This window comes from Alkalibacterium putridalgicola, from assembly GCF_040959045.1.
GTDB lineage: Bacteria > Bacillota > Bacilli > Lactobacillales > Carnobacteriaceae_A > Alkalibacterium > Alkalibacterium putridalgicola.
In genome coordinates this window covers 2,145,317-2,161,976 of record NZ_CP162615.1, presented here as the reverse complement: position 1 = coordinate 2,161,976, position 16,660 = coordinate 2,145,317, and the positions used below count along the sequence as shown (strand labels likewise).

Here is a 16,660-nt window from a genome sequence, read left to right as displayed (position 1 = left end):
CTTATGGTCATGAGAAAATAGGTAAAGGAGTTACTATGGGATTATTTAAAAAGTTTATTACCACCTACAAAAGGAACGATCCTTCAGCCAGATCGACTCTTGAAATTGTATTGACCTATCCTGGTTTCTGGGCGATCATTTATTATCGTATTGCCCACTATCTACATCGGAAAAATCTGAAACTGATTGCCCGTATGGTTTCTTCTTTCAGCCGTTGGGTCACTGGGGTGGAGATTCACCCAGGAGCGCAGATCGGCCGCTGTTTCTTCATCGACCACGGGATGGGGATCGTTATCGGAGAAACTGCCGTTATCGGGAATGATGTGAAAGTTTTCCATGGTGTGACGTTAGGTGGACGAGGAGACGAATCCGGCAAGCGCCATCCTACGATCGAAGATGGCGTGATGCTGTCCGCGCATGTTCAGGTCATCGGAAATGTGACCGTTGGTAAAAATGCGAAAATCGGTGCAGGCGCTGTGGTGCTGAGTGATATCCCTGAAGGCGTAACGGCTGTGGGTATTCCGGCTGAGGTGGTCAAATCCAAGATCCAGAATCTGGAAGAACACAGTGAATGCAGACTTGATTAAAGTGAACAAAAGGAGAAAACTATAATGACCGATGAAAAAATGAACGTGGAAAGTTTCAACCTGGACCATACAAAAGTTAAAGCGCCTTACGTGCGTGTGGCAGACAGAAAAATGGGAGCCGATGGAGATATTATCGTTAAGTACGATGTAAGGTTTACTCAGCCGAATAAAGCACATATGGATATGATGGCTGTTCATTCGCTGGAGCACTTGACTGCCGAACTGATCCGCAATCATGCTGATTATGTGATCGACTTTGGACCGATGGGCTGCCAGACAGGCTTTTATTTAACAGTACTCAACCATGAAGATTATGATGACGTACTGAATGTTTTGGAAAAGACTATGCTGGATGTTCTGGAAGCCGATGCTGTGCCGGCAAGCAATGAGAAACAGTGCGGATGGGCGGCGAGTCATACATTGGCAGGAGCCAAGTCTGTTGCAAAGACCTTTTTAGAAAAACGTCAGGAATGGTCTACTGTATTTGCGAAAAATATTTAATTTGAATCGAATCCTAAAAACTGATTTCCTTTATTAGGGATATCAGTTTTTTTGTCTCATGTGATGAGTAACTATACTGAGAAATTCAAAACGAAATATAAATAGCTGTTTTTCATTAATCAGAAAGAAGTGTCGGTCTGGGGCGTGCCCTTCAGAGCGAAACAAGAGGTGCGAAGGTCACGCAAAGAGGCAGGGCGAGCCCTTCAGCGAGAAACAAGAGGTGCGAAGGTCACGCAAAGAGATGGAGCGTGCCCTTCAGAGCGAAACAAGAGGTGCGAAGGTCACGCAGAGAGATGGAGCGTGCCCTTCAGAGCGAAACAAGAGGTGCGAAGGTCACGCAAAGAGATGGAGCGTGTCCTTCAGAGCGAAACAAGAGGTGCGAAGGTCACGCAAAGAGATGGAGCGTGCCCTTCAGAGCGAATTCGAAGGCGTGAACGTCACGCTCCACTTTCAAGAACGTCCTAATTCAACTGAAGTGGATACAAAAAAGGATGAAACGGGAGAACTGCTCCTGTTTCATCCTTTTTTATTCTATTTATTGTTAATGGCGGCGACGGCCTCCAAAAATCAGGAAGAGACGCATCACACTCAAGAATGAAGCGATGGCTGCAGCAATATACGTCAGCGCAGCGGCATTCAGAACTTTCTTCGCTTGAGGGATCTCTTCTCTGGTTAGTAAGCTCTGTTCTTCCAGGATACGAATGGCTCGTTTGGACGCATCAAATTCAACCGGTAACGTAACGAGCTGAAATAGCAGTGTCAAAGAGAAGAGCAGTATCCCGATAGTGATCAGCATATCGCCACCTTCACCCAGGAACATTCCTAAAATAAGAATCGGAAAGGCAGCTGTCTGACCGAAGTTTGTTACAGGAACGAGTGCGGCACGCAGACGCAAGGGTCCGTAATTGTCGCGATCCTGCAGGGCATGACCGGCTTCGTGAGCGGCCACACCAATGGCTGCAACAGATGTTGAAGTGCGGGTCGCGTCGGATAGACGCAGGACATTTTCCTGTGCGTTATAATGGTCGGTCAAATTTCCGCGTATGCCTTCCAGACGGACATTCTGCAGATTTGAAGCGTCTAAAATCTGACGACAGACGTCAGAGGCCGTATAACCGCGTTGACTTTTTACTTCGCTGAATTTTGAGTAAGTGGACTGCACATACGTGCTGGCCGCTCCGGAAATAATCAAACCGATAATGATCAGTATCATTGTTGGATCCCAAAATAGTGGGAAATACATAATAAGAACCTCCAGTATTATTTAAACTAAGTTGATTTCAATAGAATGAATCTCCCTTAATTATACCATATCTCAAGGGAAGTTATCGATCCAGGATTATGATTAATGCGTGAAATTTTATATTTTGAAATATTAAAAGCAATTTTTAGTAAATTTACTTGTATAGTTTTACTAAAGGGGTTACAATAATAGTGACTAACTAAAAGGAGCGTGAATTGAATGGAACGCAAACAGTTGATGCAGGACTTTAAAGAACAATTTGGCCATAAAGCCGACCGTGTTTTCTTTTCGCCGGGACGGATCAATTTAATTGGGGAACATACAGATTACAATGGTGGAAAGGTTTTCCCCTGTGCGATCACGATGGGTACTTACGGTGTCGTCAAAAAGCGGGAAGATAAAGAAGTCCATGCCTTTTCCGGCAATTTTCCGGAAGTTGGCGAAATCACTTTTAATATACAGGACCTGTCGTTTAAAAAAGAAGATAACTGGACCAACTATGTCAAAGGCATGATCAGGTATATGCAAGAGAAAGTGGGAGAGCTGCCTCATGGCTTTGATCTCTATATCTATGGAACGATCCCAAACGGTGCTTCTCTTTCCTCATCCGCTTCACTGGAGCTTTTGACGGGTGTGATTGTCCGTGACATGTATCAGCTCGATATCCCGCAGCTGGACTTGGTGAAGCTGGGTATGCGTACGGAAAATGAATTTCTGGGACTCAATTCAGGTATTTTGGATCAGTTTGCTGTCGGTATGGCTAAAAAAGGTTATGCAATGCTCCTGGATACTAATACGCTTGAGTATGAACAGGTGCCGGTGGAACTGCCGGATCACAAAATAGTGATCATGAATTCCATGACGCGACGTGAACTGGTCGATTCCGAGTACAATACACGTCGGGAACAGTGTGAACAAGCTTTAGAACAGCTTCAGGAAGTCGTCGATGTAAAATCGCTTGGTGAGCTGTCGGTCGAGGCATTCGAGGAGCATAAACATGTCATTAATGACGATGTCCTGATGCGTCGTGCCCGTCATGCCGTGTACGAAAACGTTCGTACGGATCGCGCAGCTGAAGCATTGAAAGCCGGGGAATTAAACACGTTTGGTCAATATATGAACGAGTCGCATAAGTCTCTGGATGAAGATTATGAAGTAACGATCAAAGCGACAGACTATCTTGCCCGAGCAGCCTGGAAAGAAGCAGGTGTAGCAGGTGCCCGTATGACTGGTGGCGGCTTTGGTGGCTGCTGTATAGCCATCGTTGAGAATGAAGACGTCGACACATTCATTGACCATGTAGGGCGTGGATTTAAAGAAGAAATCGGCCATGATGCTGAGTTTTATATTGCAGAAACGGCAGATGGTACAAAGGAATGGGTCGCTCATGAATAAAACCGTATCAGAAGAGACCATCGATCAGATCATCACCGACTTTCTTGAGTATTATATCCAAACGGGCAAGGTGGATGCTCTTGACCGCATTTATCTGACGAACCGGCTGCTCGATCTGCTGGGTAAAAAAGAATTCAGGCAGATCGAACCTTCAGGGGAAATTAAACAGCCACTTGAACTGCTTGATGCTATGGTCGTCTATGCTGTTGAATCAGAAGCGATCGAGGATCTGTCTTCAAGCAAGGATGTCTTTGGAGCTAAAGTGATGGATCTGGTGACGCCTCGCCCTTCAGAAGTAAATCAGCTGTTCTGGGAGCATTATGAAAAAGGACCTAAGGAAGCCACGGATGTCTTCTTTGATCTGAGCAGACAGAACAACTATATCAAGACGAGAGAAATAGCCAAAAATATCGAGTACACCCATGCGACTGAATATGGGGACCTTGAGATAACGATCAATTTATCGAAACCGGAGAAAGACCCAAAAGAGATCGCCTTGGCCGGTAAGAGTGAGACGAATTATCCTGAATGCAAGCTATGCATGGGAAATGAGGGGTATGAAGGTCATCTGACTCATCCGGGAAGAGCGAACCACCGTATCGTCAGAATGGATGTCAATGGCGAAGAATGGGGCTTCCAGTATTCTCCTTATGCCTACTATAACGAACATTCTATCTTCCTGTCGCGTGTCCACCGGAAAATGGATGTAGGCGTGCAGGCGATAAGAAATCTTTTGGATATCCTGACCACACTGCCGCACTATTTTGTCGGCTCGAATGCGGGACTGCCTATCGTAGGAGGATCGATCCTCTCTCATGATCATTATCAGGGTGGACGCCACACTTTTCCACTGGAACGGGCTGAAGCTGACTATTCTTTTGAGATGAGTGGTTCATCCGGAGTTGAGACGAGTGTCATCAAGTGGCCGATGTCAGTGATCCGCTTGTCGGGTACTGACAAAGAAGCAGTCGTAGAAAAAGCAGATAGGATCATGCAGTACTGGGAAACGTATTCTGATGAATCGGTCGGTATTTATGCAGAAACAGACGGGACACCTCATAATGCGGTCACACCGATCGCTCGCCGTGACGGAGAAAAGTATGAGCTGGATCTGGTCCTTAGAAATAACCGGACATCAGAAAACTATCCAGATGGGATTTTCCATCCCCATCCACCGGTCCAGCATATCAAGAAGGAGAATATCGGCTTGATCGAAGTGATGGGACTGGCTATTTTGCCGCCGCGTCTAAAAGATGAATTGCAGACTGTGCGAGAATATCTTACCGGTAAGCAGACAGCGGTCGATCCGATCCATCAGGAATGGGCAGATGAATTAAAAAAGCAGTATGAAATCACAGAAGAAAATGTTGAAGAGATCGTGGATGAAGCGGTCGGTGACATCTTTCTGCAGGTACTGAAAGATGCCGGCGTCTTTAAACGGGATAAAGAAGGCAAAGCAGCCTTGAAACGGTTTATTGACGACTTGATAAAAGCTTAATATAAAAGAGAAAGTGGAGGAATGACTATGGAACTGACAACAAAAGTGTTTGGCCGATTTGAAAACCAGGATGTGTATGAATACACATTGACAAACAAGAACGGCGTATCGATCAGTGCGACCCCATTTGGTGCGACCCTTACTAAACTCGTTACCCCGGATAAAGAGGGCAAGCGTGAAAATATCACGCTGAACGTGGAGAACCTGGAAGATTTCGCCACTAACCGCCCGTTTTACGGCGCCACGATCGGACGCGTGGCCGGGCGCATAACTAAAGGCAAGTTCACTTTAGACGGGAAAGACTACCAGGTCGACGTCAACGAAGGGGGAAATATGCTGCATGGCGGCCCCAATGGTCTGGATACTAAGCTTTGGGATATCGTAGTCGATGAATCAGCTGGCAGACTTGTCTTTACCTATGAAAGTCCGGCGGGTGAAAATAATTTTCCAGGCACGATGCAGATCAGAGTCACTTACACACTGACCGAAGAGAACGACTGGGTCATCGATTATGAAGCAACGACCGATGAAGCGACCCTGTTCAATCCGATGAACCATGTGTATTTTAATCTGACCGGTGATATCAAAAAGCCGATCCTTGACCATGAACTGGAGCTGGCTAGTCCAAAGTATGTCCCGCTGGCTGAAGAAAACCTGCCGAGCGAAGAGAAAGCAAGTGTAGAAGGGACGCCTTTCGACTTTCAGACTGCAAAACCGGTCAAAGAGGCTGTTCTTTCTGATCATGAACAGATCAAGCCGCTGAACGGTCTGGATCATCCTTTCGTCCTTGATCAGGGCAAAGAGGTCAAAGGCACTCTGTATGATCCTGAAAGCGGACGTGAAGTAACGTTTTACACCGACTGTAACAGTGTGGTCGTCTTTACACATAATGGAGAAGTGGCTGACTATACGATCGAAGGTGAACCTGCCAGACAGTATGCGGGCATCACACTGGAGACTCAGACACTACCAGATGCGATCAACAAGAAAGGTTTTGGCAACATTGTTTTAAGGCCGGGAGAAACCTTCCAGTCACGCACCACCTATCATTTTGGAACGAGAGACTGATCAGGTTTTATATAGATCAAGTAAGGACTAAGGAGAGTAGTGATGGCAACTTTAAAAGATATTGCAAATAGAGCAGGTGTATCCACATCGACAGTTTCTCGGGTACTGAATTACGATGCGTCACTCTCTGTCGGAGAAGAGACGAAGAAAAAAATATTCGAAGTTGCTGAAGAGCTGGAATATAAATCAAAAAAACGGCTGACTAAAAAAGCAAAAGGCAAACTGGCCATCGTCAACTGGTATTCTGAAGCAGAAGAACTTCAGGATGTCTATTACATGTCGATCCGTCTGGGTGCAGAGAAACGGGCAAAAGCATTAGGCTATTCCTATAACCGTGTTTACAAACAAAGTGACTTTATAGAGGAAGCTGATCTGGCTGGGATCCTGGCGATAGGTAAATTCAGTCATAAACAAGTGAAACAGCTTATGCGTCATAATGTCCCCCTGTGTTTTGTGGATCATCTTCCCCAGGAAGAAGTCGACAGTGTGGTCGTGAATTTTAAAAAAGCGATGCGCAGGAATATCGATTATCTGCTTGAAAAGGGTCATACGAAGATCGGTTTCATTGGCGGAGAAGAATCTTTCAGTGATGGGACTGGCCAATGGGTCGATCCGCGCGAAAAATATGTGAGAGAATATCTCAAGCGCAAGAAACTTTATAAAGAAGCCTACTTTTTCAAAGGCGCGTTTCGGGTAGAGGACGGCAAGCGCAATATGCTCGATGCTCTGGAGACGCTTGAAGGAGACCAGCGTCCCACTGCCTTTATTGCGGCAAATGATGCGATCGCTATCGGCTGTCTAAAAGCTTTGTACGAGAAGAATGTCAAGGTGCCGGAAGAGGTCAGCATCATCGGCTTCAACGATATCTCCACGGCAAAGTACATCACTCCGGCATTGACCACTGTGAAGGTCTACACCGAAGAGATGGGCATAAGCGGGATCGATCTACTGCAGGAACGGATCGAAGAGGATCGTGATGTGACCAAAACCGTTATTATGTCTACAAAACACATCGAACGGGAAAGCACATAGAAAAAACGTCGGCTCATTTGAGCTGACGTTTTTTTACTGGTGCGCCCGGCATGGGCGACAACTTGGTGGTGAAAGTCCACTACAAACCTTCGAATGAATACATAACGAAATGCTAAGATACTTTAAACAACAGAAAGAAACGCAAGCGGCAAAGAAATATAATGAATCATCAGGCAGCCTTGCCTGATCAGGACCGCATTAAAGCTGATCTCTGCTCGATGAAGGAGAAACTTCTCTGAACTTGATAGAAAAAGAGATCGAGTTTATATTACCAGGTCGTAGTTCTATGAACTCAATTTCTTATAAAAGAAGAGTTGATAGAAAAGAGAGCATCTTTTATCAACTCTTTCTGTTTTCATGCGGGAGTTATGAAAAGAAGGGCTATCTTCTAGTAACTAAAATGCCAATATGCTCTGGGTTGCTAAAAGAAGGGAGCTCTTTTAGTAACTCACACCGGATTCTCAAAAAAGTTATTAAAAGAAGAGGCATCTTTTAGCAGCTCGGGTCTTTCAAAAAGAGCCAGTTACTAAAACACGGCCTATTTTTTAGGAAGTCATTCAAACAATAGGCATGAGTTAACAAAAGAAATCATCTGTTCTCAAAAATTCGTACAAAGTGTGAGGTTAGTTTATAGAACTCTGGATACCTTCTAAAATAAAGCAATCAAGTAGGAGGTAAATAAATTAATCATTTACCTCCTACTTGATTGATCAGTATTATAACTTATTCAGCTTTTCAAAGGCGTTGTCCTGCGGTTCATAGCCCAGTTTCACTTTGGCAGAATGTATGTCCAGACGAGGGAAGGTATTATTTGAAATACCATTGACCAGCAGATACGGTTCAAGAAGCTCTGCCTCCAGACAACGGTCGATCAGGTGATTCATATCCCTGGCTGAGAAATACATAGCCATGCCGTTAAAGTCGCTGTCAGGATCCAGCTCTGAATCATCTGATTTATAATCCCCGATGCGGATACCGATGGACTCGATACCTTTATTGAAGGCATAGTAGCTTGCCAGGGCCTCGATATACACTTTTGAAACACCGTATAAATCATCCGGTCGTGGCTGGTCTGTTGTCTTGACCTGGACGTTATCCGGATAGGCATCGCTGGCGTGGATGGAGCTGGCAAAAATGATCCGTTTCAAGTTGGATGCTTCCAATGCCTTTTTATAAAGGTTCTGCGGCAGCACATAGTTCAAACCAACCAGTTCGTCGTAAAAATCAGCGTCTGGATCCGGATTAGCGGCAAGTTGAATGACATACTCGACATCATCAAGCAACCCATCCCAGGCCTCCAACTCAATGAGATCGTCTTTAATGATCTCAACACCCTGTTTCAAGTCTTCCGGAAAGGATGAAAAATCGATATCGACAAGCACCAAATCGTGTTTTCCTTTCAAGTGTCTGGTCAGATTGGTACCGATCGTGCCCGTCGCCCCCGTTATTAAAATTCTGCTCATGTCGATCCTCCTTGGATACTTTATGGAAATAAGGACTCCATCCTTAGACAGTTAAGGATGGAGAGTAGTTGAAACCTATCTACGGTTTTTGTCATCTTCTTTGGCTTCGCCAACAGCTTCATGTGCGTGACCTTCAGCTTTCTGGGCCTTGCCTTCAGCTTGCTTTCCTAAGTCATCGGTTGCGCCACCGTAAGCGTCTTTGGCTGCTCCGACTGCCTTGTCTTTGGCACCTTCTGCTTTATGCTTCAAACTTTCTTTGTTTTCATCAGTCATATACACTCGCTCCTTCTTCGTCGAATTTTGTTCACTTTTATTGTATGATGCGAAATAAATTTTTGCAAAAGATATGGCTGTATCCCGTCGGAATCGTTTCTCAAAGGCGTCAGATTGTGCTAAACTTAATCTAAATAGATTGATGACCAGAGGAGTCTAAGAATGAGAATATTGGCTATAGATACATCTAACCAGTTAATGTCTGTCGCTTTGCTCGATGATGACCGATTGATCATCGAACGGACAGTCAACGTGAAACGTAATCACAGTATTCAGCTGATGCCGGCGATCGAGGAAATGATGAAAGAAGCGGAATGGAGACCCAAAGATCTGACACGCATCGTCGTGGCTAAAGGTCCGGGATCTTATACCGGCGTCCGTATCGGAGTTACGGTCGCCAAGACTCTTGCCTTTAGTCTGGATATCGAACTTGTCGGCGTGTCCAGCCTGGAAGTCCTGGCCGCAAACGGAGCTCAGATAGAAGGTTCGTATTGTATACCGCTGTTTGATGCACGACGCGGCAATATATATACAGGCCTGTATCAGTATCAGGACAATACGCTTGTCCAGGTGGAAAAAGACACCCACATCTCAGCAGAGCAGTGGGCGAAATACTTAAAACAGCTGGATGGTCCCCTTCAGCTGCTGGGTGAAGACAGACTCAAACATATGGAGTTATTCGAGGAAGAATGTGGAGAAAGACTGATCGAACTGCCTTCCAGCCGACATTTTGCTCGCGCAAGCGTCCTGGCAGAACGCGGGAAAAACCGTGAACCTGAAAACAAACATGTATTTGAACCGGAATATCTGAAGCTGGCAGAGGCAGAACAGAACTGGATGGAGGCACATCCTGACTTTAAACAAGGAGGCGGGTGGATTGAAAAACTTTAAGGAATGGATATCTGAAAGAGTAGCCAAGTCAACGACTAAATCGTTTTTACCCATTTCAACCCGAGTAAAACTTCACCAGCCTTTTTATGGTCTCTCTGACGAGCATTTTTTAAAAGCAAAGATAGCAGATGAGGGAGACGTCGATGGTATCCTTCAGATCGAACGCCTTTGTTATAATGGCCTGACGCCCTGGAATCGTACAGCCGTTTTGCATGAAATCCGCTATAATAAAAATGCTTTCTATATCGTCATATATGACGATGACAAACCGGTCGCCTTCGTAGGTGCCTGGTTCGTGACACAGGAAGCTCATATCACCAATATAGCTACGATTCCTGCCTATGAGAAAAAAGGCATAGCAACGTACTTACTGAAAGAAATTATTCGACTCGCACAGGAAGAGGGTATTGAAAAAGTGACACTGGAAGTGAGAGTATCCAACGATACTGCTCAGAGTCTGTATCGTACCCTTGGCTTTGAAGAAGGCCGAGTGAAAAAAGGATATTATGCAAGAGACCATGAAGATGCACTCGAAATGGTCCGTCCGCTCGCTGATCCCACTGAAGAGTCGATCTATGAAGAATGATCAGGACAGGAAGAAAATACAGCCGATCATACGGCGGTATGATTTCAATGAAGAAAATTACGAGCGATTCTACGACATTGCCGATCAGTCCTTCCGATACGGTGCACCGTGGACGTACAAGCAGTATAAGGAAACCTTAGGCAGAGAGGATCTGGTGTTTTTCGTCGCGGAAGTGGATGGACAGCTTGTCGGTTACATTGGCGGCAAACTGCTTCTGGATGAAGCTGAAATATATACGATCGTGGTATCTAAAAAATTTCAGAAGAAGAAAATCGCCCGTGCTTTACTTAAGCGGTTCAAAGAAGAATGCCGGATAAAAGGGGTCGAAGCGATCTTTCTGGAGGTCAGAAAGTCCAATAAAAAGGCACGGACCTTTTACAGGAAGAATCACTTCGATGTGATTTCGTCTAGAACAGGCTATTATACTGAGCCGGGGGAAGATGCGCTCGTTATGAAATGCAGAATGAGAAAGAAGGAAGAGAATGGAAAAGAAGCTGATATTAGCGATAGAGACAAGTTGTGATGAAACAAGTGCGGCCGTTATCGAAAACGGACAGACGATTCTATCAAATATTGTCGCTTCGCAGATCAAAAGTCACCAGCGGTTCGGCGGCGTCGTCCCGGAAATCGCCAGCCGGCACCATGTCGAGCAGATCACGCTGATCATTGAAGAAGCACTGGAAAAGGCCGAAGTCTCTTATGAGGATCTCGATGCTGTAGCGGTCACTGAAGGTCCCGGCTTAGTCGGCGCTCTTTTGATCGGTGTGAATGCGGCGAAAGCTATTGCGTTTGCTCACGATCTGCCGCTGATCGCCGTGAATCATATCAAAGGCCACATTTTTGCAAACCAGTTAGTCACGCCTCTTGAATTCCCGCTGCTGTCCTTAGTCGTCAGTGGAGGGCATACGGAGCTTCTCTATATGGCGTCTGAAGATTCTTATGAGATCGTCGGAGAAACACGTGATGATGCCGCCGGTGAAGCATACGATAAGATCGGGCGCGTGCTGGGTGTGCCTTACCCAGGCGGTAAACATATCGATCAGATGGCTCATGAAGGGAAAGATACGTATGAATTTCCGCGAGCAATGATCCAGGATGATAATTTCGATTTCAGTTTCAGTGGATTGAAAAGTTCGTTCATCAATACCGTCCATAATGCGAAGCAGAAAAATGAGGAAATCAACGCCAATGATCTGGCCGCAAGTTTTCAGGCTGCTGTGATCGATGTACTTGTCGACAAGACGATACGGGCAGCCAAGGAGAAAAATGTCAGACAGCTGATCCTGGCTGGGGGAGTGGCTGCCAATAAAGGCCTGCGCACCGCTTTGGAGAAAGCAGTGTCTGAAGAACTGACCGATGTGGAACTGCTTATCCCGCCGCTCGAATTGTGCGGAGATAATGCCGCAATGATCGGCGCTGCTGCATATGTTCAGCTTAAAAACAATAATTACGCCGATTTTTCACTAAACGGCAGACCAGGATTATCAGTATAAGGTAGATTATCTATATTAACTGATTTTCAGCAGCGATGTATCAGCTATTTTCTGATACATCGCTGTCTTTTTATATTTATCGACGATTGCGTGCCCTTCGTGAAGAGTGAGGAGCAGTGGAGGTCACGGAAAAGACAATTGCGTGCCCTTCGTGAAGAGTGAGAAGCAGCGGAGGTAACGCAAAAGTGAATCGCGTGCCCTTCGTGAAGAGTGAGGAGCAGTGGAGGTAACGCAAAAGGAAAATGCGTGCCCTTCGAGAAGTTTAGGAAGCGGTGAAAGTCACGGAAAAGTGAATTGCGTGCCCTTCACGAGATTTAGGAAGCAGTGGAGGTCACGGAAAAGACAATTGCGTGCCCTTCACGAGATTTACGAAGTAATAAAGGTCACACAAATGACCAGAGAGTGACCTTTAAGGAGATTGCGGAGCTGTGAAGGGCACTCTCTAAACATAAAAACCAATAAAAGATCAGAAAATAATGAAAGCAGCAGATCAGGAGATGTTACATCCTGATCTGCTGCTTTTTCAATTAATTCAAATCGTCCAAGGCGAGCTGTTTTTCTTCCCATTCCTCAAGCAAGGTTTCTTGCTTGGACTGCAGTTCCTGATTTTTTTTGGCGAGACGTTCGAGCTCTTCAAAATCATTGGATATCTCCGGTTCACTCAAGGCTTCCTGGACAGACTGTATCTTTTCTTCCAGTTCTTCGAGTTCATCTTCGATAGCTTGAACAGCACGTTCAAGCTTCCGCTGATTCTTCTGATTCTCTTTCTGTGCTTCAAACGATTGTTTCGTGGTTGAAGGAGAAGAATCACTCTGTCCGTCTTCCTCTTCTTTTTCAGAAGACGTCAGTTGTTCCAGGGCTTCGAGCTCGGCTTTCTTTTGAAGGTAATAATCGTAGTCCCCAAGATAGACATCAGCGCCATTCTCGTTCAACTCAATGACTTTTGTGGCCAGACGGTTAATAAAGTAACGGTCATGAGAGACGAACAGCAAAGTGCCTGTATAATCGATAAGGGCGTTTTCAAGGACTTCTTTTGAATCGATGTCCAGATGGTTGGTTGGTTCGTCTAAAAGCAGGAAATTATTCTTTTCCAAGGACAGTTTGGCTAAAGCCACACGCGCTTTTTCGCCACCACTTAAAGAGGCGATGGATTTTTCGACATCATCACCGCTGAAGAGAAAAGAACCTAACAATGTTCGTATCGTCTGTTCCGGGAGACTAGGATGGTCGTCCCACACTTCATTCAATACCGTTTTCTTATTATTCAACAGATTCTGTTCCTGATCATAATATCCCAGATCGACTTTTGCTCCGTATGAAACATTACCGCCAAGAGCGGGGATCATCTGATTGACCGTTTTCAGCAGTGTCGTTTTTCCGATCCCATTGGGTCCGACGACAGCAATCGACTCCTCTTTTCGGATGTCCAGATCGATATGACTCGAGAGAGCAGTGGTTTCATATCCGATGGTCAAATCGTCAGTCTGCAGAACGATCTGTCCCGATTCTCTACCTGTCTGGAACTGGAAATGGGCGCTTTTTTCGTCATTTTGCGGCTTGGATAAAGGGTCCATTTTCTCCAGCTGTTTTCGGCGAGCCTGTGCCCGTTTTGTGGTTGAGGCACGTACGATATTTTTGTCGACAAAATCTTCGAGTTTAGCGATTTTTTTCTGCTGTTTCTCAAAGACCTTCCATTCACGTTTGATTTTTTCTGCTTTTAATTTCAGATAATTCGTATAGTTGCCCGGGAAATAATCCACGGACCCTCTGCTCACTTCGTAAACCTCGTTGATCACCTTGTCTAAAAAGTACCGGTCGTGAGAAACGATCAGGAGGGCTTTGGAATAGTTCTGCAGATACGTTTCCAGCCAGGAAAGCGTATCGATATCCAGATGGTTGGTCGGTTCATCCAGAATCAGCAAATCTTTTTTCTCTAAAAGCAGCTGGGCAAGGGCTAGGCGTGTTTTCTGTCCGCCTGACAGATTTTGTATTGGCGTGTCATAGTCTTCTTCATAAAACCTGAAGCCATGAAGGACGGAACGGATCTCGCTCTCGATCCCATAGCCGTTTTTTTCATGAAAAGTCAATTGCAGGGTATCGTAGCGTTTAAGCAGTTCGTCATAGTCACGGCCCGATTTTTCAAGGGCTGGATCGCTCAGCTGCGATTCGATGTCGCGCATCTGTTGTTCCATATCAAGCAGTGGTTCGGCGATTTTCATCATTTCATCCCAAATCGTCAGCGAGGAGTCGAGTCCTGTGTACTGATCAAGGTAACCGATGGTGATATCCTTTTTCTTGTGGATATTTCCGGAATCCGGTTCTTCCCGACCGGATAATATTTCAAGCAGGGTCGTTTTGCCGGCACCGTTCCTTCCGACCAGACCGATACGTGCGTTGTCTTTGATTTCAATGGAGACATTATCGAACAGTTTATCTGCACCGAAATAACGCGAAATTTTTTCAGTTTGTAAAAGTATCATGTTAGTATCCTCATTTTCATAAAAATTACCTTAATTCATCTCTTAATAGTTTAGCATACATACAGCAGATAACAATACAGGAGTCCAGTGATATAAGATTATATTGTGAATCACATTCTCAATTAAGAATCAGCTATTATCATGTACGATTGCTCACTAATCGTTTTAACGTTCATATATATACAATTTAGATGTACTCCAAAGTTTATGAATATTCTTAGAATTCAGGCTATTTTACTTTTATTTAGTAAGATTAATGCTATAATAGAAAGTGGCATATTACTTATAGTTTGTGAATGCACAAAGACTGAATAAACAGTAATTTATAATGATTAAACTAAAGTTAATTTAAAATCGGATAAGGAGAATGAATGATGGTTGAAAAGAAAATACCTAAAGCGACAGCGAGACGTTTGCCGCTGTACTATCGCTATTTGAGGTTTTTATATGAAGCAGGCAAGGAACGCATCTCATCTGCCAAGTTAAGTGAAGCCGTAAAAGTGGACAGCGCAACGATCCGACGCGACTTTTCATATTTCGGTGCTCTAGGTAAAAGAGGTTATGGTTATGATGTTGAAGCGTTAATGAACTTTTTCAGTAAAACGCTGAATCAGGATAGACTGACCAACGTTGCCCTGATCGGTGTAGGTAATTTGGGACAGGCGTTACTGAACTATAATTTCCGTCGCAATAATAATATCCGCATCAGTGCCGGATTTGATGTCAAAGATGAACTGATCGGAACGATCCATCAAGGTGTGCCGATCTACTCCATAGATGAAATGGTAGAACAGCTCGACCTGCAGCAAATCGATGTGGCCATCATAACAGTCCCTTCAGAAATCGCTCAGGATATGGCCAACCAGCTGGTTGAAGGTGGAGTTAAAGGTATCATGAATTTCACGCCGATCCGTGTGACGGTGCCTAAACATATCCGCGTCCATAATGTTGATTTGACAAATGAGCTGCAGACACTGATCTACTTTATCAATTACTATCAGGATCTGGAAAATTCAGATGACCCGGATGAACCGTTGAATGATTTTATTATCTAAATTGAAATTAAAAAAGCGTACCCGCTTGATTAGAGCGGGTACGCTTTTAGTTATCTCTTACTTTTTTTGATGTTGTAATAGGCTTGCGCCAAACGTGTCCCGTTCACAAAGTCCTTTGTTGCAAAAAGGGCAAACAGATAGGAAAAGAACCCCCACCCATTTGATGAAACCGAGTCAATGGTGAAGAAGAGGAAAAGTGCAAAGAATACATATTTAAAAACGATTTGTAGTTTAAGCTGTTTTTCTGTCATAGTGGATCCTTTCTACGTGGGAAAATTAGTCATGATCAGAGGAAATATAGGTTCGCAATTACGGCCAGGGTATTCATCAGACAATGCGCAATGATCGGTGTCCAGATATTCTTGGTTTTGAAGTAAAGCCAGGAGAATACAAACCCCATGGATGAATAGACAAGTAGCAGACCGTCAAAATGGACGAAAGCAAACAATAGTGAACTGATGACCGCTGCACCGATACCGCCAGTTTTTTCAATGAGCATCCCAAAAATCGCTTTTCGAAATACGAATTCTTCCATGACCGGCCCGGCCACTCCTATGAGAAGGATGAAGACAGGGTAGTTTCTGACCACTTCGACAAGCATTTGTGTATTCTGAGACTCCATCGGTGATCCCAGCAACTGGACCTCGACGATGCTCGCCAGGTTCTGTGCAAAGAGGGCGATAAAGATACCGGCGATCCCCCATAGCAGAACGTCTTTCTTCTGCTTGTTTAGAGGTTTTTCAAATGGAAAATGCATATGAAATCTTTTTTCGATCGCTATCATACCGACCGCACCTAGAGTGAAGAGGACGAGTGACGGTGTCAAAAATCCTATCGTTCCTAATGATTCAGGTAGAAAGACAGGAATGACCCCTGCCAGGACTTGAACAAGCAGGAAAAGTATGATGATACGTGTTGCCGCTTTTTTATTTAAAGTGATTTGATCCATTAAAGTCATCCTTTGTTTGTTATATACAATACTAGTAATTTAACACAAATAGAGGTCCGTTTCCACACAAGGAAAAATGAATGTTTTTTTAAGATAGGGCTTGCAAGATCATTCTGTTTTGAATATACTTAGAATTGGAGTTAGCA

At 44.6% G+C, this 16,660-nt stretch carries 17 protein-coding genes; 11 read left to right on the top strand and 6 right to left on the bottom strand.

The window, feature by feature from the left end:
* The first annotated feature begins 35 nt into the window (after window positions 1-35).
* The gene (gene epsC / locus AB4027_RS10265) at window positions 36-587 is read left to right on the top strand and encodes a serine O-acetyltransferase EpsC (RefSeq protein WP_368645261.1); all 552 of its coding nucleotides are present in this window, start codon (window positions 36-38) and stop codon (window positions 585-587) included.
* Between the two features lie 24 nt (window positions 588-611).
* Window positions 612-1,088: an S-ribosylhomocysteine lyase gene (locus tag AB4027_RS10260; protein WP_368645260.1), complete on the top strand. Its 477-nt coding sequence runs from the start codon at window positions 612-614 to the stop codon at window positions 1,086-1,088.
* 541 nt (window positions 1,089-1,629) lie between these two features.
* Here AB4027_RS10260 and AB4027_RS10255 read toward each other — a convergent pair.
* Window positions 1,630-2,331, bottom strand: coding sequence for a zinc metallopeptidase (locus AB4027_RS10255; RefSeq protein WP_368645259.1), 702 nt, complete (start codon window positions 2,329-2,331; stop codon window positions 1,630-1,632).
* 219 nt (window positions 2,332-2,550) lie between these two features.
* Between AB4027_RS10255 and AB4027_RS10250 the strand changes: the two genes are divergently transcribed.
* The 4 genes from AB4027_RS10250 to AB4027_RS10235 are packed head-to-tail and all read left to right on the top strand — an operon-like array spanning window position 2,551 to window position 7,324.
* Window positions 2,551-3,726 carry a galactokinase gene (locus AB4027_RS10250; protein ID WP_368645258.1) on the top strand — a complete coding sequence of 392 codons (1,176 nt, stop codon included), beginning with the start codon at window positions 2,551-2,553 and terminating at the stop codon, window positions 3,724-3,726.
* A complete protein-coding gene (gene galT, locus AB4027_RS10245) occupies window positions 3,719-5,224 on the top strand; it encodes a UDP-glucose--hexose-1-phosphate uridylyltransferase (RefSeq protein WP_368645257.1) in 1,506 nt (501 codons plus the stop codon). Before AB4027_RS10250 ends, galT begins: the two co-directional genes overlap by 8 nt.
* Window positions 5,225-5,251: 27 nt before the next feature.
* Window positions 5,252-6,292: an aldose epimerase family protein gene (locus AB4027_RS10240; RefSeq protein ID WP_368645256.1), complete on the top strand. Its 1,041-nt coding sequence runs from the start codon at window positions 5,252-5,254 to the stop codon at window positions 6,290-6,292.
* Between the two features lie 42 nt (window positions 6,293-6,334).
* The gene (locus AB4027_RS10235) at window positions 6,335-7,324 is read left to right on the top strand and encodes a LacI family DNA-binding transcriptional regulator (RefSeq protein WP_091488602.1); all 990 of its coding nucleotides are present in this window, start codon (window positions 6,335-6,337) and stop codon (window positions 7,322-7,324) included.
* Between the two features lie 716 nt (window positions 7,325-8,040).
* Here the strand turns inward: AB4027_RS10235 and AB4027_RS10230 are convergent.
* Window positions 8,041-8,787: an NAD-dependent epimerase/dehydratase family protein gene (locus AB4027_RS10230; protein ID WP_368645255.1), complete on the bottom strand. Its 747-nt coding sequence runs from the start codon at window positions 8,785-8,787 to the stop codon at window positions 8,041-8,043.
* Between the two features lie 75 nt (window positions 8,788-8,862).
* The gene (locus AB4027_RS10225) at window positions 8,863-9,060 is read right to left on the bottom strand and encodes a CsbD family protein (protein WP_091488605.1); all 198 of its coding nucleotides are present in this window, start codon (window positions 9,058-9,060) and stop codon (window positions 8,863-8,865) included.
* A 162-nt stretch (window positions 9,061-9,222) separates the two neighbouring features.
* Here AB4027_RS10225 and tsaB point away from each other — a divergent pair, with 162 nt between their 5' ends.
* Genes tsaB through tsaD form a run of 4 tightly spaced genes read left to right on the top strand, consistent with a single transcriptional unit; the run spans window position 9,223 to window position 12,030 of the window.
* Window positions 9,223-9,951: a tRNA (adenosine(37)-N6)-threonylcarbamoyltransferase complex dimerization subunit type 1 TsaB gene (gene tsaB / locus AB4027_RS10220; protein ID WP_091488607.1), complete on the top strand. Its 729-nt coding sequence runs from the start codon at window positions 9,223-9,225 to the stop codon at window positions 9,949-9,951.
* Window positions 9,938-10,537, top strand: coding sequence for a ribosomal protein S18-alanine N-acetyltransferase (gene rimI, locus AB4027_RS10215; RefSeq protein WP_177165504.1), 600 nt, complete (start codon window positions 9,938-9,940; stop codon window positions 10,535-10,537). The genes tsaB and rimI (AB4027_RS10215) overlap by 14 nt, the downstream gene beginning before the upstream one ends.
* On the top strand, window positions 10,527-11,060 hold the full coding sequence (rimI, locus tag AB4027_RS10210; RefSeq protein WP_368645254.1) for a ribosomal protein S18-alanine N-acetyltransferase: 534 nt from the start codon (window positions 10,527-10,529) through the stop codon (window positions 11,058-11,060). Before rimI (AB4027_RS10215) ends, rimI (AB4027_RS10210) begins: the two co-directional genes overlap by 11 nt.
* Entirely contained in the window at window positions 11,020-12,030 is a 1,011-nt protein-coding gene (tsaD, locus tag AB4027_RS10205; protein WP_368645253.1) for a tRNA (adenosine(37)-N6)-threonylcarbamoyltransferase complex transferase subunit TsaD, read from the top strand. The genes rimI (AB4027_RS10210) and tsaD overlap by 41 nt, the downstream gene beginning before the upstream one ends.
* A 527-nt stretch (window positions 12,031-12,557) precedes the next feature.
* On the opposite strand, the gene AB4027_RS10200 is transcribed toward tsaD, so the two are convergent.
* On the bottom strand, window positions 12,558-14,510 hold the full coding sequence (locus AB4027_RS10200; RefSeq protein WP_368645252.1) for an ABC-F family ATP-binding cassette domain-containing protein: 1,953 nt from the start codon (window positions 14,508-14,510) through the stop codon (window positions 12,558-12,560).
* A 374-nt stretch (window positions 14,511-14,884) separates the two neighbouring features.
* Here AB4027_RS10200 and AB4027_RS10195 point away from each other — a divergent pair, with 374 nt between their 5' ends.
* Window positions 14,885-15,565: a redox-sensing transcriptional repressor Rex gene (locus tag AB4027_RS10195; protein WP_368645251.1), complete on the top strand. Its 681-nt coding sequence runs from the start codon at window positions 14,885-14,887 to the stop codon at window positions 15,563-15,565.
* 50 nt (window positions 15,566-15,615) lie between these two features.
* Here AB4027_RS10195 and AB4027_RS10190 read toward each other — a convergent pair whose 3' ends face one another.
* Window positions 15,616-15,816 carry a YdiK family protein gene (locus AB4027_RS10190; RefSeq protein ID WP_091488617.1) on the bottom strand — a complete coding sequence of 67 codons (201 nt, stop codon included), beginning with the start codon at window positions 15,814-15,816 and terminating at the stop codon, window positions 15,616-15,618.
* Between the two features lie 35 nt (window positions 15,817-15,851).
* Window positions 15,852-16,514: a lysostaphin resistance A-like protein gene (locus AB4027_RS10185; RefSeq protein WP_368645250.1), complete on the bottom strand. Its 663-nt coding sequence runs from the start codon at window positions 16,512-16,514 to the stop codon at window positions 15,852-15,854.
* Window positions 16,515-16,660: the final 146 nt, after the last annotated feature.